Origin of the sequence: Natronorubrum sediminis (assembly GCF_900108095.1) — an archaeon.
Classification (GTDB): domain Archaea; phylum Halobacteriota; class Halobacteria; order Halobacteriales; family Natrialbaceae; genus Natronorubrum; species Natronorubrum sediminis.
Genome location: NZ_FNWL01000005.1, coordinates 75485 through 95769 on the forward strand (window position 1 = coordinate 75485; position 20285 = coordinate 95769).

At 60.6% G+C, this 20285-nt stretch carries 17 protein-coding genes; 5 read left to right on the forward strand and 12 right to left on the reverse strand.

What is annotated here, in order from left to right; genetic code table 11:
* Positions 1-1060 precede the first annotated feature (1060 nt).
* Entirely contained in the window at positions 1061-2281 is a 1221-nt protein-coding gene (locus tag BLW62_RS16715) for an orc1/cdc6 family replication initiation protein (RefSeq protein WP_076583599.1), read from the forward strand.
* Between the two features lie 27 nt (positions 2282-2308).
* On the opposite strand, the gene BLW62_RS16720 is transcribed toward BLW62_RS16715, so the two are convergent.
* Positions 2309-3553 carry a M24 family metallopeptidase gene (locus BLW62_RS16720; RefSeq protein ID WP_090508180.1) on the reverse strand — a complete coding sequence of 415 codons (1245 nt, stop codon included), beginning with the start codon at positions 3551-3553 and terminating at the stop codon, positions 2309-2311.
* Positions 3554-3798: 245 nt separating this feature from the next.
* Between BLW62_RS16720 and BLW62_RS16725 the strand changes: the two genes are divergently transcribed.
* The 3 genes from BLW62_RS16725 (at position 3799) to BLW62_RS16735 (ending at position 7071) form a co-directional block, all read left to right on the forward strand.
* Positions 3799-5631, forward strand: coding sequence for an alpha,alpha-trehalose-phosphate synthase (UDP-forming) (locus tag BLW62_RS16725; protein WP_090508181.1), 1833 nt, complete (start codon positions 3799-3801; stop codon positions 5629-5631).
* A 3-nt stretch (positions 5632-5634) separates the two neighbouring features.
* Positions 5635-6516: a trehalose-phosphatase gene (gene otsB, locus BLW62_RS16730; protein WP_090508182.1), complete on the forward strand. Its 882-nt coding sequence runs from the start codon at positions 5635-5637 to the stop codon at positions 6514-6516.
* Positions 6517-6720: 204 nt separating this feature from the next.
* Complete coding sequence (locus BLW62_RS16735; protein WP_090508183.1) at positions 6721-7071, forward strand: winged helix-turn-helix transcriptional regulator; 351 nt, start codon at positions 6721-6723, stop codon at positions 7069-7071.
* 38 nt (positions 7072-7109) lie between these two features.
* Here the strand turns inward: BLW62_RS16735 and BLW62_RS16740 are convergent, their stop codons facing one another.
* The 10 genes from BLW62_RS16740 to BLW62_RS16790 all read right to left on the reverse strand — a co-directional run bounded on the left by BLW62_RS16740 (position 7110) and on the right by BLW62_RS16790 (position 18494).
* A complete protein-coding gene (locus tag BLW62_RS16740) occupies positions 7110-7886 on the reverse strand; it encodes a matrixin family metalloprotease (protein WP_090508184.1) in 777 nt (258 codons plus the stop codon).
* A 781-nt stretch (positions 7887-8667) separates the two neighbouring features.
* Positions 8668-10710 carry a bacterio-opsin activator domain-containing protein gene (locus BLW62_RS16750; protein WP_090508185.1) on the reverse strand — a complete coding sequence of 681 codons (2043 nt, stop codon included), beginning with the start codon at positions 10708-10710 and terminating at the stop codon, positions 8668-8670.
* 521 nt (positions 10711-11231) lie between these two features.
* The gene (locus BLW62_RS16755) at positions 11232-11483 is read right to left on the reverse strand and encodes an MTH865 family protein (RefSeq protein ID WP_090508186.1); all 252 of its coding nucleotides are present in this window, start codon (positions 11481-11483) and stop codon (positions 11232-11234) included.
* Positions 11484-11733: 250 nt separating this feature from the next.
* Positions 11734-13437: a cobyric acid synthase gene (locus tag BLW62_RS16760; protein WP_090508187.1), complete on the reverse strand. Its 1704-nt coding sequence runs from the start codon at positions 13435-13437 to the stop codon at positions 11734-11736.
* Positions 13438-13572: 135 nt separating this feature from the next.
* The gene (locus BLW62_RS16765; protein ID WP_090508188.1) at positions 13573-13803 is read right to left on the reverse strand and encodes a hypothetical protein; all 231 of its coding nucleotides are present in this window, start codon (positions 13801-13803) and stop codon (positions 13573-13575) included.
* A gap of 105 nt (positions 13804-13908) precedes the next feature.
* Positions 13909-15399 (reverse strand): hypothetical protein, encoded by a 1491-nt coding sequence (locus BLW62_RS16770; protein ID WP_090508189.1) that lies wholly within the window; start codon positions 15397-15399, stop codon positions 13909-13911.
* Positions 15396-16193, reverse strand: coding sequence for an ABC transporter ATP-binding protein (locus tag BLW62_RS16775; protein WP_090508316.1), 798 nt, complete (start codon positions 16191-16193; stop codon positions 15396-15398). The genes BLW62_RS16770 and BLW62_RS16775 overlap by 4 nt, the downstream gene beginning before the upstream one ends.
* Before the next feature lie 116 nt (positions 16194-16309).
* Positions 16310-17110 carry a ZIP family metal transporter gene (locus tag BLW62_RS16780; protein ID WP_090508190.1) on the reverse strand — a complete coding sequence of 267 codons (801 nt, stop codon included), beginning with the start codon at positions 17108-17110 and terminating at the stop codon, positions 16310-16312.
* Positions 17111-17232: 122 nt separating this feature from the next.
* Positions 17233-17649 carry a universal stress protein gene (locus BLW62_RS16785; RefSeq protein ID WP_090508191.1) on the reverse strand — a complete coding sequence of 139 codons (417 nt, stop codon included), beginning with the start codon at positions 17647-17649 and terminating at the stop codon, positions 17233-17235.
* 155 nt (positions 17650-17804) lie between these two features.
* Positions 17805-18494, reverse strand: a complete 690-nt coding sequence (locus tag BLW62_RS16790; RefSeq protein ID WP_090508192.1) for a cob(I)yrinic acid a,c-diamide adenosyltransferase — start codon at positions 18492-18494, stop codon at positions 17805-17807.
* Between the two features lie 137 nt (positions 18495-18631).
* Here BLW62_RS16790 and BLW62_RS16795 point away from each other — a divergent pair, with 137 nt between their 5' ends.
* Positions 18632-18997: a winged helix-turn-helix domain-containing protein gene (locus BLW62_RS16795; protein ID WP_090508193.1), complete on the forward strand. Its 366-nt coding sequence runs from the start codon at positions 18632-18634 to the stop codon at positions 18995-18997.
* A 34-nt stretch (positions 18998-19031) separates the two neighbouring features.
* Here the strand turns inward: BLW62_RS16795 and BLW62_RS16800 are convergent, their stop codons facing one another.
* The gene (locus tag BLW62_RS16800) at positions 19032-20177 is read right to left on the reverse strand and encodes an SPFH domain-containing protein (protein WP_090508194.1); all 1146 of its coding nucleotides are present in this window, start codon (positions 20175-20177) and stop codon (positions 19032-19034) included.
* Positions 20178-20285 lie beyond the last annotated feature (108 nt).

The window sequence follows — 20285 nt, forward strand, 5'->3', positions numbered from 1 at the left end:
AGTGAATGAGCATCCGAGAGGTAATTGGTTGGCAAGATTCCCTCGAGATACTGAAAGTAGTCGTTCCTTACCACACCACGTTTCCGGTGAAAACGGGAGGGGAGCGGATATTGATGGGGTTCAGTGTGTGAAGTTTAGTGCGCGCACACACCGGGTTTCCGGTGAAATGGGTGAGTTGGTGAGGGAGAGATGTGGGTTTTAGGTGGGCTGTGGATTTTGGGTGGGTGTGGATTTTGGGTGGGTGTGGGTTTTACCTGGGATATGAGCTTTGCGTAAGATGTGAGTTGCACGGACGATGTGAGTTGCACGGACGATATGAGTTTTGCGTGAGGTTCTGCGTAAATCAAACGAAAAGTAAGCGTATCTACCGTTTTGCAAATCACGACGAGGTCACGACGAGGTCACGACGATATCGCGACGAGTCCAATCGATGAGTGACCGAACACAGGCACACCACGTTTCCGGTGAATGAGGGCGGAGACCCCATACCGAGACTACCACTCGCAGTCACACTTCTTTATCTTCTCTATATAGACTGTCCCATATATATAAGTAGCTATAGCCTAAATAGTCCACTGATTAGAAAAATAGAAACAGCATGACAAGCTGTTTCAGCTTTCGCTTTCATCGGAAACATCGTTTTCATCGGAAATGTTGTATCCGTCTGTGCATACTCCTCCTCTATCGTCGGTCACTGGATTGGATTTGGTCATTCCCTTACTTGAGTCACGTAATTATTGCCGACTCGAATTACGCAATTTTGGAGTGCTATTGGGCATTTGCCGGCGATCTCGGTCGCGGCGCTAGCCCGGGGCTTCCTCACCCTCACACCACGTTTCCGGTAAACTCACACCCCCGCTTCAACTGCACCCCTCCCCCCTCTCACCCCATTTCACCGGAAACCCGGTGTGCGCGCCCTCACTATTCAACAATCTTACACACCTTCACCCGTCAATCACTCGATCGGCGTGTACTCCGGTAAAACAGCCGTTTCTCGCAATCGGATGGTAATGAGTCCAAACAGTAAAGACATTTCACCGGAAACGTGGTGTCTATACCTATGTCGAGTTCCGGCGACGATCTCTTCACCCGTGACGACCCGATTTTCGAGAACAAAGAGTTACTCGAGATCAACCATTTGCCCGAGGAAGGACGTATCGTCGGGCGGGACGACGAGATCGCCGAACTCGCGAACGCTGTCAACCCGGCTATCTTCGGTCAGAGTCCGAGCAATCTCCTCATTTATGGCAAGACGGGGACCGGAAAGTCCCTCTGTGCGAAACACATCTCCGAACGACTCGTCCGCGTCGCGAAAGAAGAAGGGGTCACCGCGGAGTTCGCCTACGTCGATTGTGCTCAAGACAGCACGGAGACCCAGGCCGTTCAAACGATTGCTCACTCGCTGAACGACTCTTCGATTACCGACATCAAAATCCCGGATAAGGGGTTGAGCACGTCGACGTACTACAAACGACTCTGGCAGGTTCTCGACACCCAATACGAGGTCGTGCTCATCATCCTCGACGAGGTCGACAAACTCGACGACGACGACATTCTTATGCAACTCTCGCGCGCGGGCGAGGCTGGAAAACTCGAGTCCTGCAAAATCGGTGTGATTGGCATCAGTAACAAGATCAAGTACAAAGACCGGATGGACGAACGCGTCAAATCCAGTCTCTGTGAACGCGAGTTCGTCTTTCCACCGTACGATGCGAATCAGCTTCGAGACATCATGCAGGCTCGCAGCGACTCGTTCAAAGACGGCATTCTCGACGCCTCCGTGATCCCGCGGGCAGCGGCCCTCGCGGCTCGAGAGCACGGAGATGCGCGGAAAGCGATCGACATTCTCCGGTACGCTGGTGAGATCGCACAGTCCAACGGCAGTGAAACGGTTCGCGAGGAGTTCGTCGTCCAGGCGCGTGAACGGGCCGAAACGGATCGCTTTCGCGAGCTCATCCGTGGTTCGACCCCTCACTCACGGTACGTCCTGCAGGCACTCGCGGTGCTCTCGATTAATTCGCCGGACGAGGGTGGCTTTCGAACGACGCGAATTTTCGACGTATACGAGGAGGTATGCCGTCAGGAGGGGTCTGACACGCTCTCGTTGCGACGCGTTCGCGACCTGCTGAAAGAACACGCGTTCCTCGATATCATCGAACAAACCCGACAGAGCGGCGGGAGTGCCGAAGGAAGCTACACCGAACATCAGCTACTCGAGGACCCTGACGTTGTCCAGAAGGTGCTCGTCGAGACCGACGAAGCGTACAACAACGGACAATAATCCCAGTGAGAGACGCGGCCGACAATTTCACCGGGATACGTCGCCAGTTTCCCACCCTCGAGGAGAGTCGTTCAGGCGTTCGGCACCGGTTTCGGTGACGACGACGAGGTCCTCGATTCGGACGCCAAACTTTCCGTCGAGATAGATGCCGGGTTCGATGCTGTGAACCATCCCTGGCTCGAGTTCGCGATCGTTCCCGCCGACGATGTACGGCGGTTCGTGGACCTCGAGACCGACGCCGTGGCCGGTTCGGTGGGTGAAGGCGTCTCCGTAGCCGGCGTGTTCGATCACCGACCGCGCTGTCTCGTCGACAGCCGAAGCGGTGACTCCCGGTTCGACGGCTTCGACAGCGGCTTGCTGTGCCTTCTGGACGATCTCGTGGACTCGTTTGTACTCCTCGGTCGGTTCGCCGGGCACGATCGTTCGGGTCTGGTCGCCGGGGTATCGACCCGTTCCACCCTCGAGTTCTGCGTCGACGAACGCGCCGAAGTCCAGCACGATCGGCTCGCCGCGTTCGATCTCGTGATCGCTGCTGTGGTGGTGTGGTTGCGCCCCGTTCGCCCCGGCCGCGACGATGGTCGAAAATGCCGGCTTGCCGGCTCCTTTCGCTTCGAGTAACGCTTCGATTTCGCTGGCGAGATCCGATTCGGTCGTTCCGATCAATTCCTCGCCGCGCGAGCGGATCTCGAGCGAGACGCGATCTGCGATCGCCCCGGCACGGCGGAGTGCCTCGAGTTCGACGTCGTCCTTTTGGATGCGTTGAGACTCGAGGACGTCGCTCGCGAGGCCGAACGTCGCGTCGGGGGCGCACGCGCGAAGATCCTGACTGAGGGTGGCCCACATTCGATCGTCGACGAGAATCGAGGCGTCGCCGGGTGTACGATTGTCGTTGTTTGCGCGATCGTCGCCGTCGATCTCTGTAATCGTCTCCGTACTCGTCTCCCCAAATTCGAGACCCTCGCGGGTCTCGAACGTCTCGAGGACAGTCCGAATCAACTCCAGGGGATCCTCGTCGTCGTCCCAAGTTCGGACCTCGAGCGGTGGCTCGTCGATCGGAAGGGTCGCAAGTTGCTGTTCGTACATCTTCGGAGCGACGAGAGCTGGCGTACCGATTCGTGGCACGAACAACAATAGATGGCGTTCGGAGGGCGATTCCTCGAAGCCGGTGAGATAGGTGAGATTCGGGCTCGGGAAACAGACGAGGAGGTCGGTAGCACTTCGCTCGAGCCTGCGTCGGCAGTTCGTGAGTCGCCGTTCGAACATCGAAGCCATAGTTCCGGATTCGGTTGAGACTGGAAAGAACGTTTGGACTGCGTGAGGGATGAGACCGGAAAGAACGTTTGAACTGCGTGAGTGCTGTGGTGTTCACACTGTATTCGACTCGAATGTGTTTGCACAGTCGGTTCAGACACGTGACTGTACAGTCTGGCGAATTTGCCTCGTAGCCGATAGCATTAGACGCCCATGCGGATGCAGGCCACGAATCAACCAGCGACGAAGCGCTGTATCTTCAGCGAATGCGATTTACCGACGAGCGATCCCCGTCGACGAAACCGACGAGTGGACAGCATCGATCCGACGGAGAGCGTCGGTCGACCGACGAGACAGGAGCGACCAATGCCACGCGAGACGAGGACGTGCCGTCATCGACGGACGACGAATCGGTCTGTCCCGATTCGTTGATCGTCGTCTCGAATCGACAACCGTACCGACACGAGTTCGAGACGGACGCCGACGAAGCGAATGTGGATACGTCCGAGACGGACGCCGAAGAAGCGAACGCGGATACGAGCGCAGCAGATGCGGACACGACCGAAAACAAAACGAACACCGAATCTGGACCAGCTCATAGCCCGATCGAAGTCGACGAACCGACGGGTGGGCTAACGGCTGGACTCGACCCCGTCTTGCAAAACGCGGAAGGAACGTGGATTGCTTGGGGCGACGGCGGTGCCGACTTCGAAGTCGCGGACGACGACCACTGTGTCTCAGTCCCACCGGACGACGAATCGTACACGCTTCGCCGAATCGACCTCTCGTCGGAGGCGGTCGAATCGTATTACTACGGCTTCAGTAACCGTGTGCTCTGGCCGCTCTGTCACGGTTTCACTGATCTCATCGACAATCGCTCGAGCGATTTCGAGTGGTATCGATCGGTCAACGAACGATTCGCTGACGCTGTCGGTGAGCACGCGAGTGGCGAGTCGGTCGTGTGGCTTCAGGACTATCACTTCGCACTCGCACCGCGAATGATTCGGGAGTCGACGCCGAGTTCGACGACGGTCGCGCAGTTCTGGCACATTCCGTGGCCGTCGGCGTCGACGTTTCGGGCGTGTCCGAACGGTCGACAACTTCTCGAGGGGCTGCTCGGAAACGATCTGCTCGGATTTCACGTCGATCGATACGCCGAGCAGTTCCTGGCGTGCGCCGAGCGATACGTACCGGACGCCGAGGTCGACCGCTCTCGCGGAACGGTTCACTACGCCGGCCACACGACTCGCGTCGTCGCGACACCGATGGGGGTCGACGCGGAGTCGTACGGCGAAGCGGCTCAGTCGGTCTCGGCGAGCGATCTGACGACGGTTCTCGATCGATACGACATTCCGAACGAGAACTACATCGCCCTCGGAGTCGACCGACTCGACTACTCGAAGGGCATTCCAGAACGACTCGCGGCGATCGAACGGTTCCTCGAGGAAAACCCCTCCTGGCACGGCGAGTTTACGTTCGTCCAGTCGGCCTCGCTCTCGCGGACGGACATTCCGGCGTACGAACGCCACAACGAAGGGGTTCGCGAGGAGGTCTCTCGCATCAACGAGCGATTCGGGACGGACGAGTGGCAACCGATCGTCTACACCGAAGACTACCTCTCGACGACCGACCTCTGTGCCCTCTATCGGCGGGCGGATCTGTTGGTCGTGAGTTCGATCGTCGACGGAATGAACCTCGTCGCCCAGGAGTACGTCGCAGCGAGCGTCGATTGTGACGGTTCGTTGCTGTTGAGCGATCAAACTGGTGCACACGAGACGCTCGGTTCGCAGGCGCTCACGATCGATCCGACCGACCCAGACGACGTCGTCGAGGCACTCGAGCGTGCCGTCTCGATGGTCCCACAGGAACGCCGACGTCGAATGAGCGCACTACGCGATCAGGTGTTCGGGACGGACCTCGAGTGGTGGATGGACGCTCAGTTCGGCTGGATGTCACGAATCCACGCAGACGGAGCGTCGCCGCCGGCAGATTCGAAGGACGATTCACCACCGTCTGACTCGGGTGGCGACGCCGATTCGGAGTCGACCTCCGAATCTGATTCGAGCACCGATCTCTCCGAATACACCTACACTGCGTAATCGATGACAGCTGAGTTACCACCACAGCCACTCGCTGAGCGACGTGAGCACATCCGCTCGAAACTCGCCGGCGCTGCTCACGTGTTGTGTTGTCTCGATTTCGACGGGACGCTCGCGCCCATCGTCGAGAATCCCGACGCCGCGACACCGATCCCGGCCGCCACGAGCGCACTCGAGGACCTCGTCGCTGCTCCGGCCGTATCGACGGCGATCGTGAGCGGTCGCGCTCTGTCCGACGTTCGAACGCGGATCGATGGCCCGGCCGCGTACGCCGGAAACCACGGTCTCGAACTCGGTCGAGACGGGTCCGTTGCGATTCACCCGGTAGCTCGCAAACGCGCTGCCCAGATCGACCGCGTCTGCCACACGCTCGAGACGGTTCTCGATTCGGTACCGAACGCCCGCGTCGAGAACAAACGACTGACCGGGACCGTCCATCTCAGATCCGTCCCGTCCGCTGGGCACCCGGTGGTCGAACGACAGACGAGGGCCGTCGTCGATGCACTTGGAGCCGATTCACTCGAGATTTCGCCCGGCAGAAAAATCCTCGAAATCGGTCCCGCGATTCCGTGGGGGAAAGGAAACGCCGTCGCCTTGCTCGACGCCGAAATGCCGCCAGAAACGGTCCCGCTGTACATCGGCGACGACGTGACCGACGAGTCGGCGTTTCGTGCCGTCGAACCGGAGGGGATCGGTGTTCGCGTCGGCGAGACAAGACCGTCCGCCGCGTCGGCTTCCGTCGACTCACCCGACGAGGTGGCGTCGTTTCTCGAGTGGCTCGGTTCGAGCGCACTCGAGGAACTCGATCGACCCGCTCGAGGACCGAACGTGCCGCCACGGTCGACGCGATCAGCGCCGGCCACCGTCGCCTCTCGCCTCGAGTGATCGTTCGCCGGTACCCGGAACGATCCGATTGCGCCAGTCGAAACTGCAACGCTCGAATTGAGTCCGCGTTCACTCAATTTGCCGAACTGTCGCGTTTGAGAACCTCTTCTCCTTTCGAGATTATTGGTTGTAGAACCCACTGCTCACGAAGTCGAAAGTATTAGTTACAACTGGAAATATGGTGGCGCACGAGAGTGAACGATAGTGAAATTGCGCCAGCCAACTGACTTTCTGATCCTCGGATCACTCGAGGAGACGGGCCGAAACGTCGCGACGAATCTCGCGTCGCATACGGGGAAGAGCCGGAAAAATATAAACACCAGATTGCCGGTGTTAGCCGATTACGGCCTCGTTCGAAAGATTGGCCCGGCCGAACGCTCCGGTCTCTACGAAATTACGTCGGCAGGCGAGTCGGCGCTCGCCTACCGCGACCAGTACGACGAAACCGACGACTTCGAATCGCTCATCTCGGGTCCGTCTGCGACGGCCACCCGACGTGGTGAGACACGAACGACCATCGTACGGAACGAAACCGATAGCGACACCGACGAGTAGCCAGTTCTTGCGGGCCGGGTGGAACGCCGTTGTTCACGCTAGCGAGTAGCGCCGAGACCGCCGTTGCCCGTCTCGAGTTCGGATCGTGCACACGAAGAAAACGAGAGTTGCAGTTTTCGACTCGAGCCAGTGGGATCTGGATGGGTCGTTCCACACTGTGAGTGCTCACCGATGTAGGCTGGCGACCAGGCGTAACTGCTGAGCATCGGCGTGGCGACGATTGCGTCGTGTTCGTCGACACGATACGAGAGGCCGTGTTCGTGTCCCAACCCGAGTGCGTGTCCGACTTCGTGAATTAGAACCTGCATCGTTCGCGTCGCGTCTTCGTCGGGGACGACCCACTGCTCGGTGGCTTCGGTCGCCGATCCACCGAGTTCCTCGACCGACTCGAGCGCTGCGATGTGTCTGGCGCCGCCGACCGACGCCACGTTCGAGAATCCGTAGCCGGTCGGGGCTTCCTGCATTTGCCCGTCGGTGACGAGCAAATTGACGTCCGCGACCGACGAGGATCCGTTCGGACTGACTCTCCCGGCGACGAGTCGTGCCGGCCACTCACCGCGTCTGGTCACTTGGCCGCCGTCTTCGGTCGAGACGTCGACGGTTCCACCGTGTGAGACCTCGAGCGTCCAATACTCGAACGCGAGAACGACTTCGAGAAATTCACGGACCCGCCTCGAGACGCCACGATACTCGGCTGCTTGCACAGAGAGCCAGAACCGCACCTCGAGCGCGCCCGTCGGTTGTCGGGTCGTGTAGGCGAGGGTACCAGTCGAGAGGATCGCACCCGCCGATCCGAGAAACAGACGCCGATTCACGATCGCTGAGAGACAGGGTCACTCCCAGTTCGTGTTGGTTCACATGTGTCGTTATTACGGTCGTCTGCGGGTGGGTGGAAGGAACAGGGGGTGGCGAAAATTGAGAACGCTCACTCTGGAAGCGGAACTCGCGTATCGACGAGCTGCGCCCCGTCTCTCGAAATTCGAATCTCGATCCACGGCGGGGGATGTGAGACGACTCTTACCAGCAGCAGGTTTCCCTCACGCGTTTCAACCAGTCGCCGCGCTGGATTTCGTTGTCTGAGACAGGGCGTCCAGCAACCAGAATGGAGATTTCGCTCGAGTTGACGTTCGGTGTAGTAGTTTCCGTTCGACCCAGCGTACACACGTCCGAAGGACGATTCGCTCATCGCGGACTCCCGCACCATTCCCGGCTTCCATCTGGCCCAGAATTTCTCGTAACAGAGATTGTCATTTTCCCGCGATAGTCGACTCGAGACACCCGTATCTACGCTGGGGTGTACATAGCCGCCATTTATCAAGTCGCCTCCGCCGCGTTCGCATTCGCCGGCCGGATCGAAGCCGCAGGTTCGGGTCGAGTTACGGATTCGGGTCAAGTTACGGGGTCGGATCGACGTTGCTGTTCGGGCTTCCTTCATGCTCGAGGGTCGATAATCGAGGATGGACACACCGTATTTCCGGTGAAGACGGCAGGTTCTGCGTCGTGCTGGAGCAATTGCAGCGGTGTGGTAACGGCTGTGGGTGTGATGTAATGTGGTAACGACTGCGGGTGTGGTGTGGTGACGTCCGTGGGCGTGTCTCAGTCGACGCCACCTGCGGTTTCGAAGAATTCGGCGAGCACCGTCTGGAGCCCTTTTCTGAGGTGTTGGTGCATCGTCGGGGGAGAGACGTCCATCGCTTCGGCGATTTCCTCGCCGGTGCTTTCGCGAGGCCAATCGAAAAAGCCGCTGTAGTAGGCCAGGCGCAACGTCGTGAGTTGTCGGTCCGTGAGTTGATCGAGGATGCGATTCCGACGCTCGGCGGCCGTTTGGACCGAGCGATCGACTTCACGTCTGGCGACCAGTTCGGTATTTTCGTAGATTACGGTGAGCGCATCTGCGATCTCTCGAACGTCCGCATTCTGTGAGATTTCGATGACGCAGGTTCCAACGCCGTCTTCGACGGTTACGTCTCGTATCGTCGCACCGTGATTCGCAAGTGCTCGGACACCCGACTCGGTAAGTCGAATCTCGAGCGTGCAGTTGTCTCCACCGTCGTGAATGAGTCTGGAGCGTTCGATCGAGTGGTGGTCGTCCGCGGCTTCGAGTACGGTCTCGCCGCTGATGCCGTCTATCGTCACGTACTGGACAGTGCGCCCGCTCGAGGTCGTGCCGGCCCACTCGAGTGAGCACGTACAGTCGTACGATTCCGAGAGGTCGAACGAGAACGTGTTGCCACCATCGATCTGAAACTCGAGTTCGACGACGGTATCGGCGAACAGTAGCTGTCGGTTTTTGACGGCCATGATCGTGAATCCGATCGTTTCGCCGAGTAACACGAACGCGGCGAGTTCGTCGTTGGTGAACGCCTCGTCGCGTCTCGATAGCACCGTCAGGACGCCGTAGCTCGACTCGTTGTGAGTGACGGGAACGGTTATTGCCGAGTTGACGTCGTCTTCACGAGCACTCTGGCGTAGTGGCTCGGGGACCGAGTCGTTCGATTGCATGTCGGTGACGGTGTGAATGCTCTCCGTCTGAATTGCTTGCTGGCCGATCCACTCGGGGCCGGTCGTGAGTTCGCTTCGTGTCTCGAGGACCGATTCTGCACTACCGGAGCCGGTTCGATACGAGAGTGATCCATCACCCGCCCGTTCGGCGATCCACGACCCACAGTACAGTTCGGAATCGACGAGGTGGGCACAGACATCGCGTTCGATCGTGTCTCGCGAGGGCGCTTCGACTAACGTGTCGATTACCTGCCCCACGACGGTGCTGATTCGACTGATCGTCTCGAGTTGGTCCTGTCGGGATCGCAGTTCCCGTTCACGACGCACCCGTTCAGTGACATCTCTGGCGAGCCAAATGACGGCTCGTTGCTCTTCGATCCGTTCGTCGATCGGGACCACTCGTGCTTCGTAGCGACGCTCTCCCTGGTGCGTTCGTGCTGGATACTCGATGGTTCGGATGTCACCGCTCTCGAGTGTGTCCTGTAAACACTGACCGAGTCGTTCGGCCGTCTCCTCTGGAAAGACATCATCGAGGCTGGACCCGACTAACTCTTCGGGAGGGACGGAGTACAACGCTGCAGCGTCCTCGTGGATCTTCGCTTCGAGATACGTCTGGTCTTCACTGATGACGAACGCCTCGTCGGGGAGTTCGTTCGCGAGAATTCGGTGGTAGTGGTCTTCGAGTGACCGGTCTCCATATGCCGTTTCGACGGCGTCGAGAAGCAACTCGAGTGGATCCTCGTCTGCGTCGGCTGGAATGTACTCGGTTGCGTTCGCTCGCAAAGCGGTAACTGCGTGTGCTTCGTTTTGGCATTCCGGGACGACGACCGTCGGAATAGTTGGTGCAACTCGCTGGCAACGCTCGAGGATCGATGCGGTCTCAGAGGGAGTGACGTGTTCGAGGACGAATGCGAGGACGGTGTCGTCTGTGTCGCCCCTATCCTCGTCCTCGACCTCGACCCCCTCCCTGTTCGGCGAACTGAATTCGACCTCTGGAGTGAGAGTCGACTCGAGTGCCGACGACGGGGTCGTCACTCGAACGCTGTAGGGGGTCTTCTCCCGGAGTCGAGACTGCAACGAACTCGACTGGGTCGTCGTCACGTGGATGATCGATCCGACTCGATTCTCGTCGGGCATGTACTATCAGCTATGTTCGCGGTTACTCGGCCGGTGCCGCCTTTCTGAGCAAATGGTGCATCAGAATAAAAGCCTACTGGTCCATACTCTCTCCAACACCGACACTGCTGGTGAATTTTCGCCCGGCGGTAGCTAACAGTATGTATGGTCGATATGTGACAACTACTCTTGTCTGAAGTGGTGTATAAATCCCAGGTGACACGATCTCGTCATCTCCCCCGTGGTGTGTTACGTGACGCACCGTCTCCGCATTCTACACCGTTCCACTTCTCACACATTCCACACTGTGTACAATGTGTGACGGTAGATCGGCCGCCTGAGTGCCAGGGACGACACTCGCGACTCCCTGCAGTGAACCCCCTTCTCCACAGTCAAAATATCGTTTCTCGGGTCCGAATCGGTGCGAGCACGTAGCTGGTCGTACTCACGGCAAGTACCTCGAACTCGAGGTGTTGTTCCAAGTGGCGACCGTCCCCGCTAAAACCGGTGTCGGATCGTGGTGTGGCGGCGTCGCCGCCGAACTACAGTTCGCCCTGTTCTTTGAGGTCCTCGATGATGTCGTCGACGAACGACTCGGCGTCGTCGTACGGGAATTCACCGCCCGAGGTCTTCGTGTTCAGTTCCATCGCAGTCATCGAGAAATCTCCCGACTCGAATTTCGTCCCTGGGCCGTTCGGCAGGGCCGGGACGAGGTCCATTGGACTCGAGATTGGGTAATCAGCTTCTTCGAATGCATCGACCATTTGCTCGCGGATTTCGGATTCGTCTGCCATTGCGCATGGTAGTAGCTCCTGATAAATAATAAATTTGCAGGTAGTTCTTTCCAGCTCACCCGGTGTTGTATTACGGGTAACACATTCGGGAGCCAGAGATCGGAGTAGCGCTTCGAATTCGACGATCGTTACTGTTGAAGGTGGATCGTTACTGTTGGAGGGGGTAGAGTCACTGTCAGAGGGACAGAGCCGCTGTCAGAGGGGATAGAGCCACTGTTGGTGGGGTAGAGCGTGCTCGACCGCTCTTGGGTTACCGATCGAACGGTTCGCCGAGTGCCTCGAGGTCGATGTGTTCTTCCACGAGTGTCGCAGCCTGGCCGTAAGGTGTCGACCCGTTCGTGCCAGCCGAATCTCCACCGGATTCGTCGTCGGCAGCCATCCTCATCTGCCGGTCGATACCGGCGTCCTCGGCCACCGCCGAAAGGAATGCCGATCGAACCGACTCGTTGTCGAAGAGACCGTGGAGATACGTGCCGAGAACCGATCCCTGCGCGGCACTCGAGTCGCCGATCGGTTGGCCCACGGGTGCTGTTACGCGCGTCCGTCCGGCGTGGATCTCGTACCCCAATGCCGGCCCGTCGACGCCGTCGAGAAGCCTTGATCCGTCGCCGTCGACGGTGAGAGCCGTTTGCTCGAGGTGTTTTCCCGCCTCGAATTCAGTCTCGACTGGAAGTAGCCCGAACCCGTCGACGACGTCGGCCGTCCCGGTGCCCTCGAGCGATGCGTTCGTGATCCGTTCGCCGAGCATTTGGTAGCCCCCACAGAGACCGACGATCGGCCCGTCGAAACGCTCGAGTGCGACTCCGAATTCCACGTCGTGGAGTCTGTGAAGGTCGTCGACGGTATTTTTCGACCCTGGCAACACGACGGCGTCGGCGTCTGCGAGTTCGTCCTCGACTGCACGCTCCTCGAGCGGCACGAACGCGACGGAAACGCCCGGTTCGTCGGCCAGCGCCTCGAGGTCCGTCGCGTTGGAAATCCGGGGAAGGCGAGGGACAGCGACTCTGAGCCGTCGGTCCGCCGGAACGCCGTCGTCGTCGCCGAGCAAACCGCGTTCGTCCGTCGCTGGAAGCCCGACGCTGTCTTCTTCTGGCAGGCCCGGATCGTCGTAAGGAACGACGCCCAAAATTGGCACGCCGGTTTTCGCTTCGATTTCCTCGATTCCGGGCTCGAGCAGCGATGGATCGCCTCTGAATTTGGTGATGACCGCGCCGACGACCCGCTCGCGAAGCGAGTCGGGCAGGAGTTCGATGGTGCCATAGAGGCTGGCGAACGCCCCGCCGCGTTCGATGTCGACGAGCAGGAGAATATCGGCGTCGGCAAACTGCGCCGTCTCGACGTTCGCGAGGTCGCGATCGTGGAGATTGATCTCGCCGATGCTCCCAGCTCCTTCCGCGATCACGACCTCGTGTTCGCTCGCGAGGCGGCGATAGGAGCGTTCGGCCGCGGCGCGCGCGTCTTCCCAGTAGTCGTCGTAGTAGGTGCCGGCCGGGACGTGCTCGTGGGCCACCCCCTGTACGACGAGTTGACTTTCGCCGTCGCCGCGAGGTTTGAGCAACACCGGGTTGCAGTCCGTCGTGGGCGTCATCCGGGCCGCTCGAGCCTGAACGAATTGCGAAACGCCGATCTCTCCCCACTGGTCACGCTGAGCCTGCGTTCCACCCTGTCCCTGCTGGCCCTGCTGTTCCCGCTGTGGCTGCTGTCTCTGCTGTGGCTGCTGTTCTCGTTGTCCCTGCTGTGACTGCTGGCCCTGCTGTGTCTCGACGGGCCGACTAGCGGTCTCGTCCGACGCGCCTTCGGCTCGAACGACGACGCGGGCGTTGTTGCTCATGTTCTGTCCCTTGAAGGGGGCGACCGAGACGCCTCGATCGGCGAGCAATCGACAGAGACCGGCGGCGATTGTAGACTTGCCGACGTGGCTCGCCGTCCCGGCGACGAGAAGGGTTCGTGACATCCGCGTGGACGATACTCACCCGTGATGTGGTATCGTCCTATCGGTTCCGCTCGAGCGAGCCTCGTTTAGGACCTCGAAATGTCGTTTCGATCTCGACGTATCGTTGGGGCCTCGCCCCACCGATCACTCCTCGTTCTATTCGTCGTATTCGTCGTATTCGTCGTCAGCGTCGGGTTCCGGCGGCTGTCCGTCTTCGAACTCGAGTCGCTCGCCGTCGTGTGGTTCGATGTGGCTCAGAATGTCGTGTGGGACGTAGCCGATGTTGTACCCTTCTTCGTTGTGGAGGACGACGCCCTGTTCGTACTCTCGAAAGTCGAAGCAGTTGATCTCCTCGTAGGTGTTACCTGGTTTGTAGACAACCTTCATACGGAACAGATCATCAGTTTGGCTCGTTTCGATACGGCTTGCAGGTGAAGGCAGCTTTCGAACGCGAGCGACCGACGTCGGTCGATTCAACCCGTACGCGCGGCCTCACTCGCCGACTCGAGTCCGTTTCTCCCATCGCGGTCCGGCGCGACTCGAGAGCATGATACCGACTGCGCCGAACCCGACGCCCGCGACTCCCAACACGAGCGCGACGGATCCAGTCGGCGGAACGACGACGAACCCGGCGACGAGTGTCGGGACGAGCGCGATGCCGACGCCGAGGGTAAACAGCGAGAAGCGAACGGCGTCGAAGAGGAACTCGTTCGGATCGAAGCCGGCGATATAGACCGTCAGGCCGTAGTAGTACAGCGCGTAGCCTGCGAGCAAAATCGAACCGACGACGGCGTCGACGAGCGTCGCGTCGAACCAGAGTACGGCCGCGAGGTACGGCACGGCGACGGTCGGCGCGCCGACGACGACGAACGCGATTCGCTTCGCCCGGAACACGTCCGAGATCGAGACGGGGTAGGCGAGGTACGCCTCGAGCGAGTCGAACTGGGTTAGCCAGTTGTAGGTCGTAAAGGCCGTCAGTCCGAGCACGCCGCCGAAGAAGATACCGGGTGCGGGGGCGATGCCGGTGATCGAGTCGACGACGCCGACGAGCGCGGCGACGAGCGCGAGGAGGATGGTCGCCGAGACGAACGGCTTCGCGACGCCGCCGGACGACCGGGCCAGGTCGAGCAGCGTCTTCGAGACGAGCGCCCGCGTGTTGTCGGCGCGCAACGGCAACGCGTCGCTTAGGCGTGCGAACCGATCACCGGCGGTTCTCGAGGGCCGTCCGTAGGTCGGATCGTACAGCGCGAGCGAACCGACGCTGACGAGGACGACACCCGCGGCGAGACCGCCGGCACCGAGCAGCGTGCCCTCGAGTGGCACGAACACGTTCCAGACGGTACCACTGAGTCCACCGGCCCAGAGACCGACGACGCCGAGGATCCCAGCGCCGCCGATCGCCCACGTCGGCACGCCCTGCGTTCGAACGGCGATCATCGCGACGGTCAGGGCCATGCCGGCCGCAAACGTGAGCGTGAGCGAGAGCCACATCGCGGCCACGGCGAGGGGCGCTTCGCCGGGAGTACCGACCAGCACGGCGTTGCTGAGCGCCATCGGCAGCACGAACGCGACCGCGTAGAACAATCCGTCTTTGAGGAGGAAGATGCCGAGCAGTCGTCGCCGCGAAAGAGGAAGCGTCGTCGACGTCGATAACACGAGCGAGAGCCGTCCGAACACGTTCTCGAGCATGTCCGAACCGGCGAAGCCGGCGGTCCCGCTGTAGAGCCCGAAGCCGAGTGCGAGCACGTGGAGGCCGGTGACGACCGTCCCGGCTGCGGTGCCCGTCTCGAGTAGCGCGATCGTCGCACTGACGGCGAGAACGCCGATGACGGCCGGAAAGAGCGCGAAGCGCCAGCCGCCAAACAGCTGGGTGTGGAGTCGCCACTCCTCCCTGAGAAGCGTCGCGAACAGTCGCCACGCGGTCGTTCCGCGTCGGGAGGTCGCCTCGCGTCGGGCGATCTGCTGCTGTGGGGGTCCCGTCATCTTTTGGCGGGCGCTTCGAGTCCCTCGAGCGACGGTGCGTCGCGAACGTCCTCGCCCTCGACGCGCTCGAGGAAGACGTCCAGGAGCGAGTCGTCGCCGAGTGGCTCGCAGTCAACGCTGTCAGCGCTCGAATCGCCCTCGAGCGAGCGTTCGGTGACGATGCGGCCGTCGGTGACGATGCCGACGCGCGTGCAGATTTCTTCCGCGACGTCGATGTTGTGCGTCGAGACGAAGACGGCGTTGTCGCCGGCCGCGTAGGAGACGAGGAACCGTTTGACCTGTTCCTGGACGAGTGGATCGAGATTCGCGAGGGGTTCGTCGATGAAGACGACGTCGGGTTCGTGGAGGAACGCCTGCGAGATCATCACCTTCTGTTGTTGCCCCCGCGAGAGGTCCGTGTGGAGCGTGTCGAGTTTGCTCTCGAACCCGAGTCGCTCGGCCCAGCGAGCCGTTTGTTCGGCGACTCTGTCGGGCTCGAGTCCGCGCACGTCGCCGACGAACTCGAGGAACTCCCGTGGCGTCAGGAAACTCGGCGGGGAGCCCTGTTCGGGGAGGATGCCGACCCGGTGTCGGGTTTCGATCGGTTCTGCAGTGGGGTCGGTTCCGAGCACGCTGACCGTCCCCGAATCCGGCTGAATCTGGCCCGTGAGCACGCGAATTGTCGTCGTCTTTCCGGCCCCGTTTGGTCCGAGAAAGCCGTAGAGTTCGCCCCGCTCGACGGCGAACGCCATTTCGTCTACCGCATCGACAGTTCCGTAGGACTTCGCCAACCCGTCGACCTGTATCACACTCATCGATTTTCCGAACATTCGCCACGGCTGGTAATAATTGTGCTGGCATGGGATTCTCCGACGATCGATCCCTCGATATCCCCCGAAGCGTCGGCACGGGTCGTCTCTCGAGTCTGCACTCAGCCTGTAAGCAACATGACCGGGAGCATGATCACGACGCCGAGGACGACGCCGACCAGTAACTCTCGGCGACCGTTTCCGGGCAGATCCTCGCCGTAGGCGAGCCCCTCCGGGAAGATGTCGTGGAGCACGAGGTAGATCATCGCCCCCGCGGCGAATCCGAAGCCGAACGGCAAGAAATCCCGCGCGACGGTGACGAAGACGTACGCGATTCCCGCTGCGACGGGTTGGGGGAGACTCGAGAAGACGGCCCAGCCGAAGAGCTTCCAGTTGGGGAGACCGTAGCTGTGTAAGGGAATCGCGACGGCGAGGCCTTCGGGGATGTTCTGGATCGAAATCGCGACCGTGATAAAGACGGCGAGGCCCGGCACGGCGAGTCCGGCGAGGACGAGGTCGCCGTCGACCCCCAGATCGGCGAACGCGACACCGAGGGCGACGCCCTCCGGAAAGCTGTGAACTGTTAACACGCCGACGATGAGGACGAGCTTTTTGAAGTCGGCGTCAGGCATGTCTCGTGGTTCGAACTCGTGATTCGCGATAACTCGATCGGCGACGATGACGAGGCCGATGCCGACGGCGAGGCCAGCACCGACCTGCACGAGCGATCCCTCCTCGAGACCTTCGACGACGAAGCCGAACAGCGACGCGAACAGCATGATACCGCCCGCGAGTCCCCAGAGAACGACGGTCACCCTGTCGCTGATCTCGTCGACGACGAAAAACGGGAGCGTTCCGACTCCACAGACGACAGCCGTGAAGAGCCCTGCAACGATAACAAGTCCAATGCCTTCGACGGCCATGTAACAGTGTATCGGAGTAGCGTCGCTTCAGTCGCGGGATAATCTCTCCATTCCCCCTCACACGTGGGGACTTCCTCTCATACGTAGGGAAGGCCGTGCGTGTGAGGTGTCGACCGGCCTGTCTATCTGACGACCGTCACCGGTACCGGCGAGCGACGAACGACTTGCTCGGCGACGCTCCCCAGGAGAACGCGAGAGACGCCGGAACGGCCGTGGCTACCGATCACAATCTGGTCGACAGCCTCCTCCTCGGCGAACTCGACGATACGTCTCGCCGGAGTGCCCCGGACGGTTTCGGTCGAAATCGTCGCGTCGCGCTCCTCGGCGACCGACCGAGCGCTTTCGAGGAGGTTCTCGGCGTTTTCCTCTTCTAACTCGAGCACTCGTTCGATGTTGTACGCTGCGTCGCCGCCGTACATCGACGCCGAGGGGTTGACGACGTTCAGCGCGGTGATTTCAGCGTCCGGAAACATCGTTACGGCGTGCTCGAGCGCGTCCTGTGCCGGTTCGGAGTCGTCCATCGGAACCAAGAGGTGCATGGACGAACATTCGGTCAGCAACCGTATATATGGTGGGTGAAGTTCCCACTCCGGTAGAGGGAGATGCGGGATAGCAGAGGGGGAGATGCGGAGTACTCGAGCGCCATACCCGGACACTGAGCCACCGACTGGGCACCGCGAATTGAAAGGAGTGCCTAAAACTCGGTCCCCTGTCGTGCACGCTGGCCGTCGTCGATCGGGTGTTTCACCTTTCTGACGTTGGTGACCAGATCGGCGCGCTCCGTCAGGTAGGTTGGTTCGCTGTGGCTTCCGGAGAGGACGAGCTCGAGGCCGTCCGGCTTCGCGTCGAGCAGGTCGTGGACGTCCGCCTCGCTGAGCAGGTCACGGTCGACGGCGTAGAGAATTTCGTCTAAAATCAGCATGTGAGCACCCGTTTCGGGTGGTGCGTCGAGGTCGAGTGGTTCGGAGAGATCCGCTTCGGTCGCCCCCTCGAGCAACTCGAGGGCACGCTCGAAGCCGGCTCGAGCCTCTCGTTCGTGGTCTGCTTCATCGCTGCCGTCGGCCATTCCGTGCCAGCCGTAGTGACCGAGGTTCTCGTAGCTGATGCCGGGCAGGGCCTCGATGGCGTTATACTCGCCGCGGACGGCCTCGACGCTCGAGGCGCCGCCTTTCATGAACTGAAGGACGTGAACTCGATAACCGTGTCCGGCGGCGCGGACACCCATACCGAGTGTGGCCGTCGTCTTTCCTTTGCCGTCGCCCCACCAGACTTGCACGAGGCCGAACTCGTCGGGTGCGTCGGGTTCGATCGATTCAGCTTCGGGTGTTCGCCCCTGGCCCGGCGTCTGGTCGATCACCGAATCAGCAGACTGTTCGTCGCTCATAGTCGGACAGTTGCGTCCAGTGTATTTGTAGGTGGCCACATCGTCATACTGGCAAACACGTTGACAATTCGAACACGCCTGCTGGCGCTACCGACCAAACGAATCTTAGGGCTTCGATCCTAACGTGCTCGCAGTAAATGTCACTCGAGTACTCCGCGTCCGGCGAGACACCCGACACCGAGCGGGTTATCGGCGTCCTCGACGACGCCGACTGCCGGGCGATCATCGCGATACTCGAGGAGCCAAAGACAGCCTCCGAGATTGCAGACGAAGCCGAGTTGCCGCTCTCGACGGCGTATCGAAAATTGGATCGGTTGACAGATGCCGAGTTGGTGAGCGAAACGGCTGGCGTGCGACGTGGTCGCCACCAGACGGCGCGGTACGTGGCGACGTTCGACCGAATCGCGATCACGCTCGACGACGATCGGGAGTTCCGCGTCGACGTCGAACACTCGAGGGCCCACTCGCTCGGTCTCTGGTCGACGCTCACGCAGGTGTTCTGAGGAATTTGGGTTCCAGGAGATACCGTTCTCTCGCTTACCGATTCGACGCCTGGTCGTCGGCCTCCTCGACGTCGGGTTCGGGTTCGATCTCCGTCGCCGATGCCGCTGGCTCTGCGTCGCCCATATCTTCGCCTTCTTTGATCGCCTGTGCTTCCTCTTCCATCGCCTCGACGTCGATTTCGGTCTCTTCGATCTCGCCGACGATTTCGGCGATGTCGTTGAGCCCGATCAGTTCGCGCGTCTCCTCGTCGAACTCGAGACTCTCGAGTTCTGTGCCGGCCTCCTGGACGTCGCTGCCCGCGAGGTGCTTGCCGTAGCGCCCGAGCATCGACGACAGCTCCTGTGGCAAGACGAACGTCGTGGACTCGCTGGCTCCGATCTCTTCGAGGGTCTGCATACCCTGGTCGATGATCGCGCGTTCGCCCATCGATTCGGCGGACCGTGCGCGAAGCACGGTCGAGATCGAGTCACCCTGGGCTTCGAGGATCTGGCTCTGTTTTTCACCCTGTGCGCGGATGATCTCACTCTGTTTGTCACCTTCCGCCTTTTCGACGGCGCTGCGGCGTTCACCCTGTGCCTCGAGGATCATCGCCCGTCGGCGTCGCTCGGCGGAGGTCTGTTCTTCCATCGCGCCTTTGACGCCCTGGGACGGCGTCACTTCGCGGACCTCGACGCTCTCGACGCGGATCCCCCACTCGTCGGTGGGTTCGTCGAGTTCCTGCCGGATTCGCTCGTTGATTCGTTCGCGGCGACTGAGCGTGTCGTCGAGTTCCATGTCCCCAATGACTGCACGCAGGGTCGTCTGTGAGAGATTCGAGACGGCTCGTTTGTAGTCGTCGACCTCGAGGAACGCGCGTTTCGCGTCCATCACTCTGATGTAGACGACGGCGTCAGCCGTGACGGGCGAGTTGTCGCGCGTAATTGCCTCTTGACTGGGGACGTCGATCGTCTGCGTTCGCATATCGAACGTATGCACTCGCGAGACGAACGGCGGGACGATGTTCAATCCCGGCTCGAGCAACTTTCTGTACTCTCCGAAAACCGTCAGCGCACCCCGGTTGTACGCGTCGACGATCTCGACCATCTGCCAGATGGTGATGACGACGAGTGCGAGCACGAGTGAGCCACCGACGAACAGCGGGTCCTCGAGTTGGAGGGGTGTGAGTGCCAGCACGTTCATTGTCGTACCCAGGGCTGGCAGCCCAATAACCATTGGGTTGCGTTATCGTGTATGCCACCGTCTAGGTGAGGGTTGCCATCGAATCTTTCTACGGTTCTTTTTGCATGG